Raw genomic sequence first — 24,515 nt, forward strand, 5'->3', positions numbered from 1 at the left:
AGAATGAAGTTTATGAAAATAAAACAATACTTATATCTGCTGATTACTTCAGTCATAATGCTCCTTCAAACGAGTTGTTCTCCCGACTCATTTAGCTTGGGTGATAAAGATTTATCAGCTGATGATCTCGTCGAAGGCATAGCTTATGAGATAAAACATGACGCTTCTAACCCCAATATTATCATCGTAAAGAGCTTGCTTCCTAATCGTTATTCGGTGACAATAGATACTCCTCAAGGACGTTATCAGAGTGATGAAGTGACATTGAAGATGCCTTTCAAGGGCACGTATAAAGTCAGAATGGGAGCTGAAACGCGTGGAGGCTTCGTATGGGGACCTTACACTGAGTTTACGGTTAATACCTTTTTTGCAGGCTTTGTCAATGATCCTTTGTGGACAATGATTAGTGGTGGAGTAGGTCATTCCAAGCGATGGAAACTCGATATCGATGCAAACAAGATTACCAAACATTCTGATTTATGGGCAGGTCCATTGGGTTTCTGGGGCACAGATGACAATTGGAATAGTGTGATGTTAGGCCAAGAGATCGATGGAGACACCTGGAGCTGGATACCAGATATAGCAAGTAACGGATGGGTTATGAAGGCTATGGACCATGGTTACATGGAGTTTGATTTGAAAGATGGTGCTCATGTCACGATCTATGATGCCGAATCAGGGAAGACAATGAAAGGAACTTATATGTTAGATCCCGAGAAACATACCATTACTTTCACTGATGTTAAGTTGCTTCACAATGCAGAACACGATGGTGTTGTAACCAATTGGAGTAGTAATCTATCACTCTTCGGCTTGGATAATGACCGACTTCAGGTAGCTGTTTTGCGTGATAACTCTTCAGAAGGTCCATGTAAATTGTGTTACAATTTCGTATCACAGGAATACTGGGATAACTGGAAACCCAACGCAAAGCCCGTCAATGATAATGTTAAACCTACGCTTGTTGAGGGTTGGAAAAACTTGCTTGAGAACACCACGAACCGCGAAATAACTTACAAGTTGGCTAAAGATGATGAGGGAAAAGCCTTTGATTACTGTAATCTTGACGGCACAACGAAGAATCTTTCCCTTGCTCCTGTCTCAGGGTCAGAGGATGCTAAGCTCGTAATGTATTTTGGAAAGGATGCTAACTCACGCACTTATGTCTATACTTCTCCAAGTGGTAGTCAAGTGAAAGGAACCTACACACTTTCTGATGAGGGTGTCTTTACATTCTCAAATGGCTTAGGAAATACTCCTTTATCAGCTGATTTTAATATGTCAACCAATGCTGATCATACGCTAAGAGTACTTTCGGTATCTACTGATAACTATTCTGGCGCACTGAAAGATCTATGGCTTGGTAAGTCTTGTATAGATGATCAAGGCCATGTTTTCCAATATCAGGGCTATCATTGGGTGGCACAAAATAATGCAAATGCAGCCATAAAACGTTATGCCGGCACGCTCTATGTCTTTGATTCTGGCTATAATTCTAAGGCAAGTAACCCTGTATTTATCACAGGAGATGGTGATTATACGTTTACATTAAATGGGTCTCAAACCAATGCTTATGGTGTTTACTTAGATATTCCAAAGCTTTTTAAAGACCATCATCAATGTGATGTGAAGATTGTCAGCATCAAAGTCGATGGTCATGATGTTTCTTTCAACGATGCAACGATTAATCGTGGTACTGCTGATAACGACCATTCAACAGCTCGTCGCTATATTGTTAATCCATGGGGAGCAACAAAGAACGACTGCGTTCATTATAATTTTTCTCATTCTTTGGCTGTAAAGGTACACGTTTCTTATGATTGTGGGTCAAATGTTATGGAGCCTTAACGACATAAAACAATCGATTTTGACAAATTAAATGTAAGGATTATGAAAATTAAACATATCGTTAGCCTCGTGGTTATGACGCTGTTCTTCACGTTATTCTCATGTAGTAACAATGAAGATTTTACGATAGCAACAGGTAAAGTCATCAAAACGGTTGAGACGGGTGATGCAACAGTGACAGCTGTTTCGGCCATAGTAAAAGGTAAAGTAACTGACCTTTCACAGATGAATGCTGCTTCTTACAACGTGGGAGTAGTCTATGGAACGCGTGAGGACCCTAAAACCACTGGACAAAGGGTCGTGGGAACTATCGATTCTTTAGGGGTAGTGACAACACGTTTGCAAGGACTTTCTAAAGGCGTTACTTATTATTATGCCACTTATGTGACGCTCGAAGGTCAGTTAACTACCTTTGGTGACGTGAAGAGTTTTGTCTCAACAGACGCTAAAATAACGACAGATGACGCTACAAATATAACGCCAACAAAGGCTACACTCACTGCTTCTATGCACGGACTTGATGGTATCATGGTTGAAGGACAAACCGAAATACGGTGTGGTTTCAAACTTTCGGCTTCACAAAATGATGTTGAACAAGGTGTTGATTATGCTTTTTCATCAGTAAAAAACAAGTTTTCTTATGACCTTTCGGGCCTTATTCCTGGCCACACCTATTATTATATACCTTACTTTTATTTAGGGGATGGGGTGGTTTATGGTGAAGTTAAGCACTTCAAAACACGTCCGCAAGAGATGGAATACGTTGATCTTGGCTTATCAGTACTATGGGCAAAGTGCAATATTGGAGCCGAAAAGGAACAAGAAATAGGTGTACTCACCGCCTTTGGTGACCCCACTGGACTCATGCAGAGTGATTTCTTGCCCGACTATCCTATAGTGAACGACATTGCTTCAACGGCAAACGACATCGCTACTCAAGCCGATATTGATGGTAATTCAATGGTGAAGTCTTCAATGCCAACCGCAAATCAGGTGAAAGAATTGGTCGAAAAGACGACTCAAAAGGAGGAAACCGTCGGTGGAGTGAAAGGAATCCGTTTCAAAGCAGCTAATGGTAATAGCATCTTTATGCCTTATACAGGCTATCGTAAAGGTCAGGTTGTTTCCACTTCTGATGCAGAAGGGCTATATTGGACAGGCAGTCACTACGATATTGTCAATGATTATAGCCACACCTTGAAGCTTTCCGCGGGCTCAGCAGCTTGTGGTTTATCTACACGTAACCTTGGTTTGGCCGTTCGTTCGGTACGGAAAACTACGGGATTACACCCTCTTTCCAATCGACTTGTTGTCGGAGACCTCGAAAACAACGGCCGAATCAGAATAGAACTCTATAATGAATATGGGGCAACAAAGAATGCTCCGGCTGTTAATCCGGCTCAAATCAAGTTTTCAAAAAACATGGTTGTCACCTTTAATATTACGGGAATAGCCGGTAATATGAAGCCTACAGCGGCAACTTCTCATATCGCTGGACTCGAATTCGCAGATGAATCATGGGCTGTGAATCATTGGAGTAGCCTCTCAGGGGACAAATATGACGCTACAATCCATGGTGATGGCACCTATAAAGTGTGGATGGAGACCACCTCTAATGCTGCTGGTGCAAAGGTGTTCTGCATAGATATAAAAAATCTTGCAACCGATTTGATTGATAGTTCGAAGTTAAAAGTCAATGTCATCAGTGTTGATTTTGACCATTAATAGCGGGATAAGCACTTCTCTTCTCAAAGGGTATATGCCATACCCCCTGTGCATCCGGCGAGAGAGAAGGTTTTCTTCCGACAATGATTAGATAAAAAATAAAGATAATGAAAAGAATAAATCTCTTATTGTTCCTATTGCTTCCTATCACCCTTTGGGCTTTAGCTTCTTGCTCTAAGGAAGACAATGTCACTCCTTTAGACGCTACGTTTACGTTATCTAAAGCCGAACTGCAGTTTGCAAAGTCAGGAGGTGAGACCTTACTTTATGTTCGTGGAAGTGAAAAGCCTGTTGTTTCATCTTCTGAAACATGGCTAAAAGTAACCCCTTTAGCGTCAACTTCGAAGGTAGTTTATAAATATCAGGTTGTCGTTGATTCCAATTCTACTTATAACGACCGTAAAACAACATTCTCAGTCAATGTTGGTGGTGAGACAAAGCAAGTCAATGTGTCTCAAATGTCAACTGAAGGCTTGGTAATTAAGTCAGAAAAGACCATGAACATTGATGCAAACGGGGGAGTAATCTCTGTCAAACTTCAGGCCAACAACCCACTAACGACGACCTTATCTGCTGATTGGCTGAGCGAAATTCCTTTGACTCGAGCGAATATGAAGGATGAAACTCATCAATTTCAAGTGGCAAAGAACTTTGGTTCTGCACGCACTTCAACGATTAGTTTCACACTTTCTCATGGCGATGTAAGCCTTACTGAGTCTGTGACTATCAATCAACAAGCTGGTACACACGCAGGGGGAATGACACACTCTGCCAAAGAACTCGCTGCGTTGATGGTCCCAGGGTGGAACTTAGGCAATACTCTTGAGGCCGGAGATGCTGTAAACAATTTCACGAATCAAGGCGGACTTTCAAGTGAAACGGCTTGGCAAGCAACGAAAACCACACAAAAAGTTATTGACGAAGTAAAGAAACAAGGTTTTAAGAGCGTGCGTTTACCTGTCTCATGGGTAATGGGTCACCTCACGGATAAAGCCAAAATGTCGATTGACGAGGCTTGGATGGCGCGTGTGAAAGAAGTCGTTAACTACTGTCTTGCCGATGGTCTCTATGTCATTATTAACGATCATTGGGACGGAGGCTGGCTCGAAGTAGATGGTTTTAGTAGGTCTCGTGATAATTTTCAAGTCGTAGATGAGGCTACAATCACTGAAAAGACAAAGCAGCTCAAAGCACTTTGGACGAACATAGCACAGGCTTTCAAAGACTATGACGAGCATGTTGTCTTCGCAGGTCTTAATGAACCCTTCCAGGAATATAAGCTTTTTAATGGTCATCATCAAGAGCTTACGCCGATATTGCAGCGTTATAATCAGGCTTTTGTAGACGCTGTGCGTGCTACCGGAGGTAATAACGCATCGCGTGTACTTGTTGTTCAGGGTCCAGCTACAAACATTCAGTCTACTTGCAACTATCTGCAAATGCCACAAGATACAAAGACTGATCGCCTAATGGTTGAGGTTCATTACTATGATCCGTGGAACTTCACAAGCGGAGCAGTGTCTACTTGGAATGATAAAAATAGCATAAAGGAAGACTTTGACAAATTAAAGACAGCGTTTATTGACCGAAATATCCCTGTAATTATAGGCGAATGTGGTGCTGGTTGGCAAAAGAATGAAGCCTCGTTCAACGCTACTTTGAAGTCTTGGTACGCTACAGTCTTCGAGTATGCAGTACGTCGTGGCATCGTGCCTTTTGCCTGGGATATCAATGTTTCCAATTATCCTAATATCTCAATCATAGACCGTCATCAATTGAATGTATGGAATAAACCGGCCATGGAGGGAATAAACGCGGGCGTAGCTGCAGCAAAATAAGAGGGCATTTTATATTCATGCTGTTGCCGTTACTTTTTTCTCAGAAGTTAAAGAAAGTCTGTTGACAACAGTCTCTCAATTCATTGATGTTCCTCATCAGGGTGATTCACATTAAGATTAGCCCCTGATGAGGACATTTTCTTTTTATTGCTGATGCTGAAAAGGTGCCAATACGCAAAACGATATATGTCAAATTACACGATAATCTCTATCATTTTATGCTGTGGTTAACGTCATATTACCCTGTGTTTTGATGTGTTTTAAAAAACACTAAGCAGGGAGTCATGTTGTCATAACTAAAAAACAAGATAATACAAAGGTTGAAACGATGCGTAAAATGCTGTTTTTATGGCTATTGTTTGCTCTTTGAAGATAGGTTAAGGCCTTAAAAAATAGATGGCTTTCTTTATTATCTTGTATGATTTTAACTTCTGAAATGATTTATGGTTATTCATTGCTCGAGGAAGCGAATGCAGTAGTTTGTCCAATCATTATTTGCTAATTTACAATAGCGTAAAAACATACTTGAGCGTCATCCCATGAAAAAAGTCAGATGAAAGTTTGGGATTGCGTTCAAAAAACATTACTTTTGTATCAATCTAAATCTACTATTTATCACATGAAACGTCTGTTATTGTCGCTTTTGTTGTTGTTAATGCTATCGTTTATGAAGGCATTTGCACTTCAAACCCCATTGACATTCTATCGTCTTGGCATTCGAGATGGTTTATCAAATAGCCAAATCAACAGCGTTTTTAAGGATTCAAAAGGCTATATATGGTTTGGAACAGCATCGGGATTAGACCGCTTTGACGGCTTTAGGTTTAGCAATTTCTTTCATAAAGCAGAAGATAAAACCTCGTTGCTCAATGATGTTGTCAATGAGATTCAAGAAGATGCAGCCTCTGATTTATGGGTAAGTACAGGGTCAGGTTATTGCAGATTTATTCGTAAACAGGGTGTTTTTGACATTCAACTTCAAGCGTGGATGCAGGCAAGAGGTATGAAAGGAGTACCTTACTACATGAAGATTGATAAACAAAAGAACATGTGGTTGGGAGTCAGAAAGCATGGTGTTTACTACTATGATGTACGAAAGAAGAAAGCCTTTTTATTTTCTTCACAAGACAAAGGGCGTCGAGTGATTCAAGAATCAGTTGTTACTGACATTGCCGAAGATAACGGATGCGCTGTTCTTATCTATGATGATGGAACACTTGTTAAGGCAGATGGCATGAAACGCCGCGTGGTTTGGGTGGATAAAACGTTGAAAATAGCGTCACGTGGAAAGTTCTTTGATTACAGAATCTTTATTGATAAAACGCACAACCTTTGGCTAACGTTCGCAGGAAAGACTAAGGTTTGGAGTGCAAGTGACCATCGATGGTATGATTCTGCAGATGCATTTCTGGTTGCAAAAGGATATAAATTACAGACAAAGAACATTGTAGTGAAGTGCTTAAACAACGACGAAACAGGACGTCTTTGGATAGCAACCGATCATGATGGACTGCTTTGTTTGGATCCCATTAGCCATCGTTCAGATGTTTATCAATATGAAAAAGGGCAGTCAACAAGTATCCCCGATAACACCATCACAAGTTTTTGTTTAGACAACAGAGGTGGACTTTGGCTTGGATCCTATAAGAATGGCGCTGCTTATTGTTCGACTGCAGATGCACGTTTCAAGCTAATTGCTTTGGGAGATGTGTGTTCTATTGTTGAAGACCAACGTGGAAATCTTTGGTGTGGGACTAATGATTGCGGCATCGTTACATACAACCCAGCAACTGGGAGCATACGTTCTTTTCGGTCGAATGAAACTGGTTTGGGCAATGATATAGTCATAAGTAGTACTGTTGGCAAGGATGGTGCCTTGTGGTTTGGTTCATTTAACGGAGGACTTACATGCTATAAGGATGGACGATTCAAGGCTTACAGGGCATCGGCAAATGGAAAAGGCTTGGTCAATGATAACGTTTGGGCCTTGAAGACAGAAGAAAATGGCAATATAGTGATTGCTACTTTGGGCGGAGGATTACAGCTATTGAATCCACAAACAGGGCAATTTACGACCTATACAACGCATAACTCACCGCTTGTTTCAAACTTCTTATCGTCAATAGCCTTTGATTTGACAGGCAACATCCTAATGGGACATGCGCAGGAATATTCGATTTTGGATGCAAAAACGCATAAAATAAGGAGGCTTATTCGCCCAAAGTCTCATAAGTTTTTATCGGTATCATCCATTAATCAGATATTTGTTGACTCACGAGGACTATTGTGGAATGCAGGTTCTTCAGGTCTTTCGGTCTATGATTCTCAGTCAGATAGTCTTATGACTATACCTTTGTTTGCCGATCGGAAAGCAGGTACTGTTTATGCGATTGCAGAGGATTTGTCACATACTTTATGGGTAACGACCGACCAAGGAGTTTCACATTTGATTGCAGATAAGGATGAAGGACGATGGAACTTCTTTGTAACTAACTATACAGATGTTGATGGTTTGCAAGACAGACAATTCAATAGTCGTGCTATTTTGTTGTGTAAAAATGGAACAATTATTGTCGGGGGACAAGATGGAATTAATCTGCTTACACCACAATCAGAGTCAAAGTTTGATGTGACAGCAAAGGCTTTATTTTCTGGTTTGCTTGTGTTCAATCAGCCAGTAAGGGTGGGTGACGACTATAACGGGCATATAATTCTTGATGAAGAGTTACATGATGGGGGAAAACTAAAACTGAATCATGACGAGAATGCATTTACAATTCAGTTGTCTTCTGATGCAGTTTGTTTGCCCAATCGATGTCGTTTTCTTTATCGTTTGAAAGGCTTTGATGACAAATGGCTACAGACTACTGACGGACAACCAGCTGTAACGTTTACTAATCTGACGTCGGGTAGCTACACACTTGAAGTGAAAGTGGTTAATGCAGACGGCATTCAAAGTAGCGAAGTCAGTCGATTGAAGATTTTGATTCGCCCTCCTTTCTACCTGTCGGCATGGGCTTATGCGTGCTATTTTGTGTTATTTTGTCTGTTGTTTTATGTCATAAATCGCATACTTCTTAGGCGGGCGAACGACCGAATGAGAATAGAACAAGTGACAAGAGAAGCCGAACAAGCGCGTCGTCTTGATAAGATGAAACTTGATTTCTTTGCAAATATCAGCCATGAACTGCGTGCTCCTTTATCATTAATCCTATCTCCTTTGTCGGTGTTGATTAGTCAAGAACATGACAAAGTGAAGAAAACAAAGCTGCAATTGATATCACGTAACGCCACGCGTTTGCTGGGATTGGTCAATCAAGTGCTTGACTTCAGGAAGATAGATGAGGATTGTCAGCAGATGAAACTTGTGACAGGAGATGTTGTTTTGTTTGTGCGTGATATCTGTAATACGTTCCTTCAGTTAATGGGACAACACAAGTCATTGACCTTTTATTCATCTGTGGATGAACAGATGATGTCATTTGATGCAGAGAAACTTCGTAGAATCATGGAAAATCTGCTTTCGAATGCATATAAATACACGCCTGATGGGGGTAGGATTGACGTCGCCTTACGTGTCATAATGCAAGGAAAAGAGTTGCAAGCAGAAGGCAAACAGCTTGAAATCAAGGTTAGTGATACAGGTGTTGGCATTGAGGATGAGGCAAAAGTACATGTCTTTGAGCGTTTCTATCAAGCTCCTCATGAAGGTAAAATCGTTGCCAGTGGGAGTGGTATTGGCTTGAGTATAGTGAAGAAGTTTGTCGAAATGCATGGCGGAAAGGTTTCTGTTACCGATAATCCCGGCGGTGGAACCGTATTTATTTGCTTAATTCCTTTGCGTAAGGAAGAAGGAGTTCCGATGTTAATACCTTCTAATGCTGAAAGCGAAGAGGTTGATATGCAGAATCAACTGCAACACGATGTGCATGAAGATGTGTTCGATGATGATGTGAAGTCAATGGCATTAAGGGTGGAAGGAACTCGAAAAGCAGACTTACTTATCGTTGATGATTCAGAAGATTACTTAGCGTTTATGGCGGAAGTACTATCACAATACTACCATGTTCGTGTGGCACATCATGGTAAAGAGGCTTTGGAGAGCATAAAAGTTCAGCGTCCTGATGTTATTTTAAGTGATGTAATGATGCCTGAAATGGACGGGAATACGCTCTGCAAAACATTGAAAGGCGACAGAAATACATGCGATATACCATTCATTATGCTTACGGCGCGTGTGGCAGATGCCCATAAATTGGAGGGCTTGGCACTTGGAGCAGACGATTATATCACAAAGCCTTTCAGCATAGAATTATTGATTCTCCGCATTAATAACCTCATAAAGTGGCATAATGGGACAAAGAATAAGCTTGTAGATCCTAAGATTAAGCAGGTGGAAATCACGTCAATGGACGAAAAAATGGTGAAAGATGCAACAGAATATGTTGAGAACAACTTGTCAAATGCAGACATAAGTGTTGAAAGTTTGAGTGCTTCGTTGGCCATGTCTCGTGTGCAATTATATAAGCGTTTGTTATCAATTACAGGATTGACACCGTCAGAATTCATTCGGAATATACGCTTACGGCATGCTGAACAGTTATTAAGACAGAGCCAAAGAAGTGTGAGTGAGATTGCTTATCAAGTGGGATTTAACAATCCTCGCTATTTTTCTCGTTACTTTTCAGAGATGTATGGTGTCACACCTTCAGTGTACAAGCAACGTTATGGTAAGTAGTTAACATTATATATGCGTATTGGAAACATTATGGTAGGCTTCACATCAGTTTCAAACATGCTCTATAAACAAAGTGAATGGCAGGCTTCTTTCACAATGAAGTATCTTTGCATTATGAACAAAATAAATGAAAACATGAAATCCGCAAAGACTCTTTTGATTGTTTTTTTAGCTTTATGCTGTGGTAAGATGACTGCAGCTGACTTTACACGTGATGGTAATTACGTGACAATTCCAGTGAAAGCTCCTGTTGTATCGGGTGCAAAGATGCTCCGTTTACAGGTTGTTGGTGACAAGATTATTCGTGTTCAAGCGACTAATGAGCTGTTGTTTAAGCCGAAAAAAAGCTTGATAATTGTTCCACAAACTGCTAATCCACGTTATCAAGTGATGGAGAAAGCAGGAAAAGTAATTGTTTCTACCGCTGCAATGAAGGCTATAGTTGAAGCAAAGACGGGACATATTGCCTTTTATTCTCATGATGGTAAGCCTTTATTGTCAGAGAGTAAATCTGGTGGAAAGACTATCGTTCCGTTTAAAGTTCCATCTCGTGAGATTGGCGCTGATAGCCATTTATCTGAAGAACAGCTTCAAGGTGTTAGCTGGCATGCCTTGTTTGATAGTCCAAAAGATGAGGCTTTCTATGGTCTTGGGCAGCATCAGGCAGAGGAATTAAACATGAAAGGGAAGAACGAAGACCTTTATCAATACAACACAAAGGTTAGTATTCCCTTTGTGATTAGTAACAAAAACTATGGTATTTTGTGGGATAGCTATAGCTTTTGTCGCTTTGGAAATCCTGAAGATTACATGCAATTGAATCGTGCTTTCACTTTATATAATAAGGAAGGAAAGCGTGGTTCGCTTACAGGTACATACATAGATAAAGATGGAAAGCGTCTTGTTCGTAATGAAGACAGCATCTATTATGAGTTCGCTTTACCCGAATTAGCGCGGAAGAAGGCTGGAACGGACGTTGGAGTAGCTAATCTTCCGGCATCATTTAAGTTGAATGGTGCCCATGTTACCTATGAAGGGTATCTCGAAGCGCCTGTAGAGAATGTCTATCGCTTTATGCTTTACTATGCAGGATATATGAAAGTGTATCTTGATGGCAAGGAAGTTGTGCCTGAAAGATGGCGAACCGCATGGAATCCCAATAGCTATAAGTTCACCTTTCCAATGAAAAAAGGTCATAAAGCGAAACTCTTAATCGACTGGTTTCCCGATGGAGATGTTAGTTATTGCGGTCTTCGTGTGGCGTCACCTCGTAGTGAAAATGAGCAGAATAAACTTAGTATATGGAGTGAAATGACTCCAGATATGGACTATTATGTTATTACTGGTAACACGATTGACGACATCATATCAGGTTATCGAACGTTAACTGGCAAGGCAAATGTATATCCAAAGTGGGCTTTAGGCTATTGGCAGAGCCGCGAACGCTATACAAATAGCAACGAGATTGAAGCCACTTTAAGTGAGTTTCGCAGGCGAAACATCCCAATAGATAACATTGTTCAAGACTGGAATTACTGGCGAACGGACTCATGGGGAGACCATACTTTCGATGCAACTCGATATCCAAACCCTCAACAAATGCTTGATAGTGTGCATGCACTTCATGGCAGATTTATGATTTCTGTGTGGCCAAAGTTCTATTGTTCTGTTAAGAATTACAAGGAGTTGGAACGTCAAGGTTGGATCTATCAGCAGGCAGTTCAGGACTCAATCTATGACTGGTTAGGTTATATGGGGTCTTTTTATGATGCTTATAGTGACGGAGCTCGTAAGATGTTTTGGCTTCAGATGAATGATAATCTCTATCAAAAGTATAAGTTTGGTATTGATGCTTGGTGGATGGATGCAAGCGAACCAAACGTTCGTGACTGTACTCCTATGTGGTATCGAAAGGCACTTTGCGGCCCAACGGCATTAGGAAGTAGCACTGAATACTTTAATGCTTATTCTATAGTTAATGCTGATGCAATCTATAATGGGCAGCGAAGCGTGAATCCGAATCAGCGTGTTTTTCTGCTGACAAGAAGTGGATTTGCAGGCGAACAGCGTTATAGCACAGCCACATGGAGCGGAGATATTGCCACAAGGTGGGAGGATATGCGTGCTCAAATGACTGCAGGCATGAACTATAGTATTAGTGGTTTACCGTTCTGGGGCATGGATCAAGGAGGCTTTTGCGTGGAGAATCGTTACGTAAAGGCACAGCAGTTATTTGATAAAACAGGTGAAGAGAATGAGGACTTAAAGGAGTGGCGCGAGCTACAAACACGCTGGAATCAGTTCGGTTGCTTTATACCTATCTACCGTTCTCATGGACAATGGCCTCTAAGAGAAGCGTGGAATATTGCTCCCGACAATCATCCTGCCTATCAAACCATCGTTGCTTACGACCGACTTCGTTATCGAATGATGCCTTATCTGTATAGTATGGCAGGTGCAGTGCATTTTAATGATTACACGATGATGCGCCCTTTAGTGATGGATTTCAATGGGGATGCACGCGTTTATGATATCAAAGACCAGTGGATGTTTGGCCCTTCGTTCATGGCTTGCCCTGTAGGTACATACCAAGCACGTACACGTGAGGTCTATTTACCAAAGCAACGAGGATGGTATAATCTTTATACGAACGAGTATTATGCAGGCGGACAGACGATCACTGCCGATGCTCCATACGAAAAAATACCTGTATTTGTGCCCGAAGGTGCTATCATTCCGTTTGGTCCTGCAATGGAATGGAGTGATGAAAAGCCTGCAGAGCTGATCACCTTATATATATATGGGGGGAAGAATGGGCAGTTTACACTCTATGAAGACGAAGGAACAAACTATAATTATGAGCGTGGAAAGTATGCTACTATACCTTTCTCTTATGATGATAAAACACAAACGCTCACGATAGGAAAGCGAGAAGGCGGCTTCGATGGCATGCTTCAATCGCGTCGTTTCAAGGTTGTCTATCGTCATCCAGGTGTGAAAGTACAGGATTTAGATATTGATGGAGTCGATGGAATGACTGTCACCTACTCTGGAAATGCGATGAAAATTAAACTCAAATAAATGAAAATTAAAATCTTAACAACACTCATTGGATTGCTTTTTGCCTTGAATGGCATGGCATCTGAACGTAAATTGTTTGATGATCATTGGCGTTTTGCTTTGCAAGACTCTGCAACAATGTCGTCACCTAACTTTAATGATAATGCATGGAGACGCTTATCATTGCCCCATGACTGGGCAATTGAAGGAGATTTTCAAGCTACTAATCCATCAGGAGCCACAGGTGGTGCGCTGCCTGGAGGCATAGCGTGGTATCGAAAGCATTTCGATGTACCGGCTTTTGACCGAAACAAACATTATTTTATAGACTTTGATGGGGTCTATATGAATGCTTCTGTCTATCTGAATGGCCACTTATTGGGCACACGTCCTTATGGCTTTATTGGTTATCGCTATGAGATGACCCCTTATCTTAAAGCAAAAGATAATGTGATTGCTGTCAGAGTAGACAATAGTGAGCAGCCAAACTGCCGATGGTATAGTGGTTGTGGCATCTATAGGCATGTCTATTTGGTTAGTTCCAACACCCTACATGTAGCCCATTGGGGTACATTTGTCACTGCAACAACCGATGGAAAGGTATCTGCAGAGATAAAAGTGGATAACCAATCTCAGCGTCGTGAAGTGGTAACGTTACGCAATACAATACTTGATTTGTCCAAGAAAGTCGTCTCTACAACCACATATAAGCAGACAATCCAGGCTGATGCACAGGCTACATTCAATGTGAATATGTTGGTTAACGAGCCAAAACTCTGGTCAATAGAACAGCCGAATCTTTACGTTCTGCGTACAGAAGTCATGCGAGGTAACCGTGTTGTCGACACCTATGAAACGACTTTTGGTTTCCGTTCGTTTCATTTCGATGCGCAAACTGGCTTTTGGTTGAATGGAAAGAATATGAAAATAAACGGCGTTTGCAATCATCATGATCTTGGTTGCTTAGGAGCTGCCGTGCATCGTGATGCAATCTATCGCCAGTTAAAGATGCTTAAGGACATGGGATGTAACGCAATACGTTGTTCTCACAATCCTCCCGCACCCGAACTGCTTGAACTTTGTGACTCAATGGGCTTTATTGTGATGGATGAAAGCTTTGATATGTGGCATCGAAAGAAAACAAAATACGACTATTCTCGTTACTTTGATGCGTGGTTTGAGCGTGATCTTAGCGACATGGTGAAGCGAGATCGCAACCATCCAAGTATCTTGATATGGAGTATTGGCAATGAAGTCTTGGAACAATGGAACTCTGCTGATGCCGATCAACTTACGCCAGAACAAGCCAATCTCATTCTAAATGCGGGCCATGCCATTACGCATGACAGTACAGACAATGGCACTTTGAATGTCAATTCCCAGTTAACCAAGCGCATGGTTGATATCGTTAAGCAACTTGATCCGACGCGACCTGTGACGGCAGGATGCAATGAACCTTCGCCCGATAACCTCTTGTTTAAGAGTAACGCCTTAGACTTGATAGGGTATAATTACCATATTGAGAACATCAAAGACGTACCAAAGAACTTCCCGAATAAGCCTTTTATCATGACCGAATCGGTCTCTGCATTGCAGACAACGGGCTATTATATGATGCCGAGTGACTCTGTTCGTCGTGCACCTCAAGAGTGGTGGATGCCTTATACCAATCCTTCCTTCATGTGTAGTGCCTATGATAACATGCACGCTGCATGGAGTAGTACGCACGAAAGCACTTGGGATGTCGTCAAGAACAATGACTTCGTGGGCGGCCAGTTTATATGGACAGGATGGGATTACTTGGGTGAGCCCACGCCTTATGGCTTCCCAGCTCGCAGTAGCTATTTTGGCATCATCGATCTTGCAGGCTTTCCCAAGGACGTTTACTACATGTATCAAAGCGAATGGACGCAAAAGCCTGTGTTACATCTATTCCCTCACTGGAACTGGTTAGACGGACAACAGATTGATATGTGGTGTTATTTCAACCAGGCTGATGCTGTTGAGCTCTTCATTAATGGCAAAAGTCAGGGCATTCGCCATAAGAAACCGCATGAATATCATGTGATGTGGCGTGTCAATTACGAACCAGGAACAGTCAAAGTTGTGGCATATAATCAAGGAAAGGCTGTGCGCCAAACGGAGATTTCCACTGCAGGAGCACCCGATCACATACGATTACGTGCTGAAAATAGCACTTGCAAACCAGGTGGATTGGCTTTTATTGAAGCCGAAGTTGTTGATAAAGATGGGCGCAGATGCCCTTGGGCAGACAATCAACTCTATTTCGAGACAGAAGGAAATGGCGAGATTGTTGGCGTAGATAATGGCAGTCAGTTTTCTATGGAGCGTTTCAAAGCAAACCAACGCAAGGCATTTTTTGGACGTTGTCTTGTCGTTGTAAAGATGGATTCACCTGCAAGCAAACTGAAACTTAAGGCTCGTGGCATAGACTTAAAGGCTGATACAATTACAATTGAAAGTGCAAAATAATCGCATTTCGACTGGTTTCAAGTGCTGGTTGTCTTGATTATTTGTATAAAAAGAATAGCTACTGCACTTTAATTTCAGGCATTGAAGCTTTGTATTCCATGCTTTAATGTACATAAAAAGATAGAAAGGGAGTCTTATAAAGGCTTCCTTTCTTCCTTTATAAGTAGTTGGTTATATGCCAAAGTAACTTTGTCCGCGTGGTACAAACGTATAGAGAACAAAGAATGTTAATAGTAATCATGAAACTTTACAATAGGTTTCGTAGAACTCGCGTATTTGAAACAGCTCCTCATTTCGTTGCAAATAGTCCCTGTTTTTAAGCACTTTGTTATCCGTTGAGCTTCAGTTGGTTACGTGAAGAATGGCCGTTGAGGCTATGAATTGTCATGTAAAAAGCTTGTAAAATGATAGGAATCACATGGTTTTTCCTATCGTTTTACGCTGTGAAATGCGTAATTTGGTAGTGTGGTTTGCATCATATTGTGTCATGAAACGTATCAAAACCAGTTAGGTTTTGGTCTAAATGACTACAAAATTAAGGTTTACTGACCTTATAATTTTACAGAAGGAGTCTTCTAAAGATGTTAAAAAATAGACGTAAACTTTACAAATTAGAGTGTGATAAACGTGGAATTAAAAGGAGAGACGGCTTATCTTTATTGAAAATATAATTTATTCAATCCTATTTTTTGCTGTAAAAAGGGCCATTCATGGGGACTATTTACGTCGTATTATGCAAACGTTTACCCAGTAGAATGTCAAAAAAACAACGTTCTTTTGAGTGATCATAAGAGATTAGTCCTATTTTTGTATTGTCATTAAGTGCTGTTGTTTTTACGCGAGTAAAGTCAAAACAGGCTGATATTGATAATTGAGAGAGAAATTAAACATGATATTTCGATAGGTTCTATATATTTAGGTTCAAAATGTTTAGGTGGTTTTGAAGTTTTTTTGTGTTTTGGTAGATTAATAATTTGATTACAAATCCCAGAATCACGGGATGTTAGTTTTTGTTGATTTAGTGAGAAAAGGCCCGATAGCGTGACGCTATTGGGCCCTTTGTTTTTTATTTATCTTCGTGTGCAAAGCTTGCTTTTACCTTGCTAAATCCCATACTTTTCATCAGGTTCTCTACCTGTTCGCATGCAATTTGCTGTGCCGTTGTGATGTTCTTTTGCGTCAAACTGCGTTGCTTCATGCGTTTATATGCGCGGTTGAAAAGCTGTTTTCTGTCAGCCTCCGACCATCTCCCAGTTTCATAAAACGATTTAGTTCTGGCTTCATCAATAAAGTCTTGATCGAGCAAATGAATGGGAGGGAGAGTCAGTTTCAGGCTGTCTTTGTCCTGATATATCCATCCTGGTGTTGCATGATGTAGGTTTATACCAAGTCGTAGCGTTCCATAGTAGATGCGAGCCAACTCACTATCGCCGAAGAAACCATGCTTAATGGTGTCTACAAGCTCTTCATCGGAGATTTGAAGAAACTCCCATTCGCCAATTTCTTCAATGTTTTTGATCAGTGCCGGCGTGAGGTCTATGTTCTTATTTTCACCAATTTGCAGGCTGGTTCCCGTCTTTACCCATTTCACTGCACAAGTAATCATGATGAATAGCACCACAATCAACACCAGTATAAATATGATTTTAGCCGTCAGTTTGTTGAGAACAGATAGCCCGAATGAATTTCGTTTCTTATTTTCCATGTTCAAAAGTTTTGTCTATCAGCGTTGGAAGATCATTGCTGTGCAGGTCGTTTCGGAAGCTGATTGTGATGTTTTGTTCCTTAAATCCTAATTGTTGAAGTATTGGAACGAGGATTCTTGTGGCGCTGATGCGTGCATTTTCTAAGATATCTGTTTGGGGAATAGCTTGCAATATCTGTTGACGTCCTTGACGTTCGAAGTCAGAAAGTTCAGCATCTGAAAAGTCTGAGCGTGTGAAACTAACGTATTTGCGGATTTGATCATGGTCAATCTTCGTGCTTGTCAATGTGATTCGTGGATCAGGAAGAATGATTTCAATCTTCTCTCCGTTACGTTTCACATTCTCGTTACTAAAGTCTGCGAAGTCAATATAGCCTTTAAGGGTCGCATCCATGGGTATAGCTACTCTGCGCTTTGTTAGCGGAATCTCTATATTTATATTCGCATTAAAGAGTTTTCCCTTAATTGCTTTCTCGTCATCATGCGTGATTATCTTATGAATCTTATACTCTATGGTGTAAAGTTTAGAGCATTTCTGGACACGATTGATTAGCATTGGAATCGTATCGACAGCCTTTTCTGTCTGCTGTTGCTTATTACTTTTGCAGTCAAGGAAGGTCAAAAGTAATAGTAATGAAATGGGAAACAGATGTTTATAATTCATTCTTTGTTGGTTGATTGAACGCTACAAAGATAATAAAAAAAATGGGTTTAGTGTCCTCTTCGATTATTTTTTGTCGGTTAGTTGAATGACGTTGTCGCGTGGAAAAATTGTACTTTCTTTTTGATATTTGGCAGTTTTATACTACCTTTGCATCAAGTTATCTACACACGGCAATTGAAGCATTTGATTGTTTGCTTGTAATTGAAAAAAGAAAAGATGAGAAAATACAATAGTTTACTAATCTGTTTTGTTGGAATCCTTGCTGTTTATGGTTGTAAGGAGAAGAAAAACACGGGAGATATCATTACCAAGAAGCCTGTGACAATTGTTCAACGAAAGATTCAGCAGACAGGAAACTATGTTCAAAGCCGTAAGATTAAATGGTTAGGTGGAGTGTATACGGTCGAAACAAAGCGTGTGGCTGATACTTCATTGCCATTGATTGAGGATGGAAACACTAAGTATTATGACAATAAAATCATGATAAGGATTTTGCGGTCAGATGGTAGTGAGTTCTTCAATCATACGTTTACGAAGGTTGATTTCAAGGATTATATTGATGGTACTTATTCAGATGGTGCACTCGTTGGTATTGTTTTAGACCGTGCCGAGGGGGATAATCTGTTGTTTGCAGCCAGTGTTGGCTCGCCAGATAAAATGAGTGATGAGTATATTCCATTGCTGTTGAAGGTGTCACGCCAAGGGAAAGTTTCGATTTCTAAAGACACTCAACTTGATACAGGAAGTTCAGAAGCGTCAGAACAAGACCTCTCTGAGGAAGAGGGAATGTAGGGATTAACAAAATATAAGATATAAAATAAGCGTTAAGAAAATGGCAAAAAGAAGCTTATTTCTTTGTTTTTTTGTATCTTTGTCTTATCAGATAACATTTAAATAATAACATTATGATTTCAAATTCACTTGAAAAGGCACTCAATAATCAAATTGTGTGCGAGATTTATTCAGCTAACTTGTATCTCTCTATGTCTTTCTATTTGGAGAAAGAAGGCTATACCGGTTTCTCAACTTGGATGAAAAAGCAAAGTGCAGAAGAGATGGATCACGCTTCACAAATGGCAAGTTACATCATTAAACGTGGTGGAACAGCTGAGGTTAACACTATAGAAGCAGTGAAAAAGACATGGGAAAACCCACTCAATGTATTCGAAGATGCTTATGCTCACGAGTGTAAGATTAGTGAAAGTATTAATAATCTGCTCGCACAAGCACAGAAAGAAGGCGATAATGCAACACAGGATTTCTTGTGGCAGTTTGTTCGTGAGCAGGTAGAAGAAGAGGCTACAGCAAGTGGAATCGTTGACCGTATCAAGCGAATGGGCAATAACTCTTTGTTCAATCTTGATGAACAATATGGTCGTCGCCAAGCTTAAGTATTAAGTTTTAAGGCATTTTAAGCCGATAATAAAGATAGAATAGGCAGTGATTGCATTTCGTGTAATCACTGCTTTTCTTTTATCTGATGGTTTTGTTATAAACAAAAAAATGAGATGAAAGATTCTACTTCCATCTCATTTTAATATGCTTTGTAATTCGTTTACTCTTTTAATAGCGCTTGATGTGCCTCTTCAAACTGACGAGGATAATTGCTTATAAAGCACATATTGACTAAACAATTGGCCAAAACCTCAGCATCATTGAGGTCAACTCCTTTCTCTCGGGAGACGTCTTTGCCGAGAATCACCTCCCAATTTCCTTTGAAATTCGCGTCCTCAGCACCCATATATTGTTCTTCTCCCTTGCCTTTGATGAGCTTATAACGAATGCTCTTGCTTGAGTTTACAGGCTTCATGCCTACCATTATGTCGTAAGCTTTCTTCAAAGGCTCACGATATTTCGCTGTGCCTGGAAACATTTCATTAATCACAGGCATAAGTTCGTCGAACTCATACGCTTGTAACAATTGGTGAAGTTTCATCTCTTTATTTAGAATTTAGCCATTTTTATTGCTACAACAGCACACTCATCACCTTTATTTCCCAATCTTCCTCCGCTGCGATCTTTTGCTTGTTGGAGGTCGTTTGTTGTCAAAAGGCCATACACAACAGGTATTTCCTGTGTGGCATTTAAGCGTGCTATGCCTTCAGTTACACCTTGACAGATGTAATCAAAGTGTGGAGTTTCACCGCGAATGACGCTTCCTAAGATAATGACAGCATCGTAACCGCCATGCAAAACCATTTGATGTGCACCATAAATCAATTCAAAACTGCCTGGAACTGTCCTCACATGAATGTTCTCTGGGAGTGTTCCATGCTTCTGAAGTGTCGTCATTGCACCCTCAAGTAAGGCATCAGTTATCTCTGGATTCCATTCAGATACAACGATGCCGAAGCACATATTACTTGCATCAGGAACTTTATTGACGTCATAATCTGACAGATGATGTAATTCTGTTGCCATGTTATCTTGATGCTCTTTCTATGTATTTATCAATCTCTTGGCTTTGTACAAGGCCAGAATTTACATACTTTTTCTTGATATCTTGATATGTCTTCAGTGCGTCATCTTTCTTTCCTTGGCTCTCCAAAAGAATGCCAGCTTGCAGTCTAAAGGTAGGAGAAAGGGAGTTGTTTGCATCATCTTTTGCCTCTTTGTCAGCCATATCAGCAGCTTTCTGCAAGTTTGTTATGGCTTTATCCAATTGATTTACGTGAGCATAAGCATTGCCAAGTGCCGCTACTGCAGCAGGACTTACCATGGCATCATCGGCAGGTGAGTATTCATCGAGATACTTAACAGCCTCATTCCACTTATTTAAGTTCGCGTAACATAAGCCAACATAGAGGTTCGCAAGATTTGCTGCATCCGTACTTCCGTAGTTATTGATGACATTAAGTAAGCCAGAAAAGCCTGCACCATCACCCTTAAGAGCTTTATCAAACTGCTCCGCGTTGAAGTATTCTTGGCCTTTTGCCAACTCCGTACTGGCCTTTTCTTCGCGTGGTTCAGCTACATAAGCTTTGTAAAGGAAAGCACCTACAATGATAACGACTATTGCTATAAGTGCAATAATGATTGCTTTCTTGTACTTCTCAAAGAAGACTTCCGACTTAATGAGTGCCTCGTTGTCGAGCGCCCCCTGTTCATTTTTGTTTGCCATTGTTATTAGTTGTTTTTATTTATTTTTCAATTTGTGGCGTTTCTACCCTCTAAATGCACGGTATATAACGTCGCAAAATTACGTAATAATTCTCACATATTGAAATTTATTCATTCTTTTTTTCGTTTTTCTCCTATTAAACGGTAACTTTGCAGAATAGATTATGATACTCAAAAGACTTTCAGTTATCAATTATAAAAACATTCGTGAAACAACGATTTCATTGTCTTCGAAACTCAATTGCTTTATAGGAAGCAACGGAGTTGGTAAGACTAATGTACTCGATGCGGTTCATTATTTGTCGTTTTGTCGTAGTGCTTTCAACCCAATTGATGCCCAAGTAATCACACATAATCAAGACTTTTTCGTCCTCGAAGGTAAGTATTCATCAGATGAAGGGGATGAAGAACAGATTTATTGTGGAATGAAACGTGGCACGAAAAAGCACTTTAAGCGTAATAAAAAGGAATATCGCAGACTGTCACAGCATATAGGTCTCATCCCACTTGTATTCGCTTCACCTGCCGATTCGATATTAATAGAGGGGGGAAGTGAAGAGAGAAGACGACTTCTTGACGTAGTAATCTCTCAGTACGATCATGCATATATCGAGGCTCTTTCAGCCTATAATAAAGCACTTCAGCAGCGAAATGCCTTGTTGAAAATGGAGGAAGAACCCGATAAAGCCTTACTCGAAATATGGGAAGAGCAAATGGCTTTGAATGGAGAAATCATCTATCAGAAGCGTAATTCGTTTGTAGAGAGACTCGTTCCCGTATTCCAAGACATCTACACGCATATCTCGGGAGGACATGAAACAGTAGCTCTGAATTATGTTTCTCATGGACAACGTGGGCCATTACTTGACACTATACAACGTGATAGGCATCGAGATAGGGCCGTAGGTTACTCACTTCATGGGGTACATCGTGATGATCTTGAGATGCTGTTAGATGGATATCAGATGAAGAGAGAAGGCAGTCAAGGACAACACAAGACTTATGCTTTGGCGTTAAAGCTGGCACAATTCGATTTCCTTCGACGCACTTCACACAATACTCCATTGTTGCTTCTTGATGATATTTTCGACAAGTTAGATGCCAATCGCGTTGAAAAGATAGTGCAACTTGTTGGCGGTGATGAGTTTGGTCAAATCTTTATAACTGATACTAACCGTGATCATCTCGACCAAATACTTGCTCGTGGTGACTTCGATTATAAGTTGTTTTCGGTTGATAATGGTGAAATTGAGGAGAAAAACTAATGTTTAAGCGTGATGTTAAATCTCTATCCGACCTCTTGCAAATGGTACTTCGCAAGGAAGGTTTTGAGACTCCACTGCTTCAAAGGCGGCTTATCGCGTCGTGGGATGCTGTGGTTGGTCCAACGATTTCGCGTTACACCAGTGATAAATTCATAAAAAACCAAACGTTATTCGTAAAGATTAATAATCCAGCTTTACGCCAAGACCTCAGTATGATGCGTCAGAAACTTGTGCAACGACTCAATAGTCAGGTTGGAAGTTTCATCATTAGTGATATTAAATTCTTTTGAATGGTGAGATAATATGCCTTATCGCTTCTCGCTGTTTGCGTCAAATGACCGTATGATGTGACGTATATCACACGGTCTTTTGAGGCAGATTGCAGTGTCACTTGATGCAAATCGCAGCGCGATTTGTAAGTGGTTGAGTGTCAATAAGATTGGAGAAATATCTCTTTTTATGTTTTTATGACTTTTAGTTGCTATTCAAATCCAGTGTTGTTTTCTATCGCATTTGACGCTCATGGATAATTCTTGCCGCCTTATCTTTATCGCTATCAAACGTGAAATCCTGATAGATAACGTATGCATTCTGTGGGTCTACAATCTGACGCGCCATGAAACGTAGGGCCTTTAGTTTGCTATCACTGAATGTAAACAACTTCAACAATTGTGCACTTTGACGGCAAGTGAAAAGACTTCTCAGGCAAGCCACCTCAAGAAGTGCCATTCTATTGTCATCAAAATTAGCTTTGTTCATTCGGTCATAGAGTATAGTAAACTCGTTTTCACTTAGACATTCATCGTAGAAAGCAGGGTAGGGATGACGAAATTCATCAGTAGGATTGCCGACAATCATGTTGTTTTGGTTAGCCGCTTGACGTGGTATAATGGTTTCTTGATAGTTGACGACGCGGTCACGGTTGTCAAATTCGATGCGCACATATACGTCGTAAATGTCTAACAACTTACTCTTGATGTACTCCCAACGCGTTCCTGCCTGATCAAAACTTGAGGCTTTCGGGGTACCGAGAATACTCATTACTTCCTGTTTTGTCATGCCTCTCTCAATGATTCGCTTGTCTTTTGCTGCAGCTTCAAAGCTGAAAGCCATGAGGAGCATAACGAATAATAGGCTGAATCTGTGTAGTTGTTGTTTCATAGTTGTATAGTTTTGTTTATCGCAAATATAGAAACAGAAAGTGATTTATCGTGAAGGATATCCCTATTTGCTTATAGGTTAATCCCTATTTCCTGCAACTTATTTTAGCGACTGATTAATTTCATGAGGCTATATAGGGTGTTAGAGCTTAAATTTATAGCCTGCTGTGATGCCAATATAAAGGTTTCGCAGTCCATGTTTGTCTGACATTCCGCCACCAGGAATATAGATTTTATCATACGTATAGATTCTATTGAGGTCGATATGCACAATTCCTGTCATGACAAACTGTTTGTAGTCATAACTGATTCCGACGGGAATAGCAACACAAACGCGTTTGAAATCGTTATTCTTCTCTGTTGTTTCATGATGACTATAGTCATGCCATACATACTTTGTAACGTCATCATCTGAGCTATATCCATCGTTTCCTGGTAGTGGATCGGCCATCTTTCCATAACTATGAGCGTGAAGTTTTGCCGTGAGCAGACCGCTAACTTCAACTCCTATCTTAAAGGCGAGATGGGGTTTAACGTAGAAATTATACATGACGGGCAGTGCAATATAGTTCATGTTGAGGCGTTCCAACTTGTCGGTGCCTTTCATGTACCACATGTCGTGAATCTCCTTGTAGTTGAACCCACAGCCAATCTGCCGATATGCTAAGCCAAAAGAGAGTGAATTGTGGGTGGAAACAAACCATTCTGCCTCAACACCTGCTTCATAACCAGCCTTCCATTTGGGACTATAAAGGAGTCCGCTACCAACGAATTTAGACATATTGAAGCCTAATCTGGGTTGAATGAAGAAGTCTCCTTTAGTATATTGTGCACTGATAGATAGTGAAAAAAGGCTTAATAGCAAGGTTGCAATGATATTCTTTTTCATAAGTGAATAG

Annotated in this window: 17 protein-coding genes; 10 read left to right on the forward strand and 7 right to left on the reverse strand. The window is 40.6% G+C overall.

Annotated elements, in window-relative coordinates:
• The first annotated feature begins 12 nt into the window (after positions 1-12).
• From HMPREF9145_RS00300 to HMPREF9145_RS00325, 6 genes are all read left to right on the forward strand, one after another.
• On the forward strand, positions 13-1,848 hold the full coding sequence (locus tag HMPREF9145_RS00300) for a hypothetical protein (protein ID WP_036906085.1): 1,836 nt from the start codon (positions 13-15) through the stop codon (positions 1,846-1,848).
• A 42-nt stretch (positions 1,849-1,890) separates the two neighbouring features.
• Positions 1,891-3,573 (forward strand): hypothetical protein, encoded by a 1,683-nt coding sequence (locus HMPREF9145_RS00305; protein WP_021824454.1) that lies wholly within the window; start codon positions 1,891-1,893, stop codon positions 3,571-3,573.
• A gap of 107 nt (positions 3,574-3,680) precedes the next feature.
• On the forward strand, positions 3,681-5,411 hold the full coding sequence (locus HMPREF9145_RS00310; RefSeq protein WP_021824361.1) for a cellulase family glycosylhydrolase: 1,731 nt from the start codon (positions 3,681-3,683) through the stop codon (positions 5,409-5,411).
• A gap of 619 nt (positions 5,412-6,030) precedes the next feature.
• Positions 6,031-10,149, forward strand: a complete 4,119-nt coding sequence (locus HMPREF9145_RS00315) for a hybrid sensor histidine kinase/response regulator transcription factor (RefSeq protein WP_036906056.1) — start codon at positions 6,031-6,033, stop codon at positions 10,147-10,149.
• A gap of 135 nt (positions 10,150-10,284) precedes the next feature.
• On the forward strand, positions 10,285-13,230 hold the full coding sequence (locus tag HMPREF9145_RS00320) for a TIM-barrel domain-containing protein (protein ID WP_036906089.1): 2,946 nt from the start codon (positions 10,285-10,287) through the stop codon (positions 13,228-13,230).
• A complete protein-coding gene (locus tag HMPREF9145_RS00325) occupies positions 13,231-15,702 on the forward strand; it encodes a glycoside hydrolase family 2 TIM barrel-domain containing protein (RefSeq protein WP_021824389.1) in 2,472 nt (823 codons plus the stop codon). It abuts the gene before it with no gap.
• Between the two features lie 1,066 nt (positions 15,703-16,768).
• On the opposite strand, the gene HMPREF9145_RS00330 is transcribed toward HMPREF9145_RS00325, so the two are convergent.
• A complete protein-coding gene (locus HMPREF9145_RS00330; RefSeq protein WP_021824358.1) occupies positions 16,769-17,407 on the reverse strand; it encodes a DUF4230 domain-containing protein in 639 nt (212 codons plus the stop codon).
• The gene (locus tag HMPREF9145_RS00335) at positions 17,397-18,071 is read right to left on the reverse strand and encodes a DUF4230 domain-containing protein (protein ID WP_021824354.1); all 675 of its coding nucleotides are present in this window, start codon (positions 18,069-18,071) and stop codon (positions 17,397-17,399) included. Before HMPREF9145_RS00335 ends, HMPREF9145_RS00330 begins: the two co-directional genes overlap by 11 nt.
• Positions 18,072-18,287: 216 nt before the next feature.
• Here HMPREF9145_RS00335 and HMPREF9145_RS00340 point away from each other — a divergent pair, with 216 nt between their 5' ends.
• Positions 18,288-18,863 carry a DUF4738 domain-containing protein gene (locus tag HMPREF9145_RS00340; protein WP_007134155.1) on the forward strand — a complete coding sequence of 192 codons (576 nt, stop codon included), beginning with the start codon at positions 18,288-18,290 and terminating at the stop codon, positions 18,861-18,863.
• A 113-nt stretch (positions 18,864-18,976) separates the two neighbouring features.
• Positions 18,977-19,462, forward strand: a complete 486-nt coding sequence (locus HMPREF9145_RS00345; protein ID WP_007134154.1) for a ferritin — start codon at positions 18,977-18,979, stop codon at positions 19,460-19,462.
• A gap of 164 nt (positions 19,463-19,626) precedes the next feature.
• Here the strand turns inward: HMPREF9145_RS00345 and HMPREF9145_RS00350 are convergent, their stop codons facing one another.
• Genes HMPREF9145_RS00350 through HMPREF9145_RS00360 form a run of 3 tightly spaced genes read right to left on the reverse strand, consistent with a single transcriptional unit; the run spans position 19,627 to position 21,192 of the window.
• Positions 19,627-20,007, reverse strand: a complete 381-nt coding sequence (locus HMPREF9145_RS00350) for a hypothetical protein (protein WP_007134153.1) — start codon at positions 20,005-20,007, stop codon at positions 19,627-19,629.
• Between the two features lie 8 nt (positions 20,008-20,015).
• Positions 20,016-20,492: a 6,7-dimethyl-8-ribityllumazine synthase gene (gene ribH, locus HMPREF9145_RS00355; RefSeq protein ID WP_021824451.1), complete on the reverse strand. Its 477-nt coding sequence runs from the start codon at positions 20,490-20,492 to the stop codon at positions 20,016-20,018.
• A gap of 1 nt (position 20,493) precedes the next feature.
• Positions 20,494-21,192, reverse strand: coding sequence for a tetratricopeptide repeat protein (locus HMPREF9145_RS00360; RefSeq protein WP_007134151.1), 699 nt, complete (start codon positions 21,190-21,192; stop codon positions 20,494-20,496).
• Positions 21,193-21,355: 163 nt separating this feature from the next.
• Here HMPREF9145_RS00360 and recF point away from each other — a divergent pair, with 163 nt between their 5' ends.
• Together recF and HMPREF9145_RS00370 are read left to right on the forward strand one after the other, a co-directional pair.
• Positions 21,356-22,456, forward strand: a complete 1,101-nt coding sequence (gene recF / locus HMPREF9145_RS00365) for a DNA replication/repair protein RecF (protein ID WP_021824431.1) — start codon at positions 21,356-21,358, stop codon at positions 22,454-22,456.
• Entirely contained in the window at positions 22,456-22,746 is a 291-nt protein-coding gene (locus HMPREF9145_RS00370) for a DciA family protein (RefSeq protein ID WP_021824369.1), read from the forward strand. Before recF ends, HMPREF9145_RS00370 begins: the two co-directional genes overlap by 1 nt.
• 214 nt (positions 22,747-22,960) lie before the next feature.
• On the opposite strand, the gene HMPREF9145_RS00375 is transcribed toward HMPREF9145_RS00370, so the two are convergent.
• Complete coding sequence (locus HMPREF9145_RS00375) at positions 22,961-23,617, reverse strand: DUF4476 domain-containing protein (RefSeq protein WP_021824372.1); 657 nt, start codon at positions 23,615-23,617, stop codon at positions 22,961-22,963.
• A 141-nt stretch (positions 23,618-23,758) separates the two neighbouring features.
• Entirely contained in the window at positions 23,759-24,505 is a 747-nt protein-coding gene (locus HMPREF9145_RS00380; RefSeq protein WP_021824410.1) for an outer membrane beta-barrel protein, read from the reverse strand.
• Between the last annotated feature and the right edge of the window lie 10 nt (positions 24,506-24,515).

This window comes from Segatella salivae F0493, from assembly GCF_000477535.1.
GTDB lineage: Bacteria > Bacteroidota > Bacteroidia > Bacteroidales > Bacteroidaceae > Prevotella > Prevotella salivae.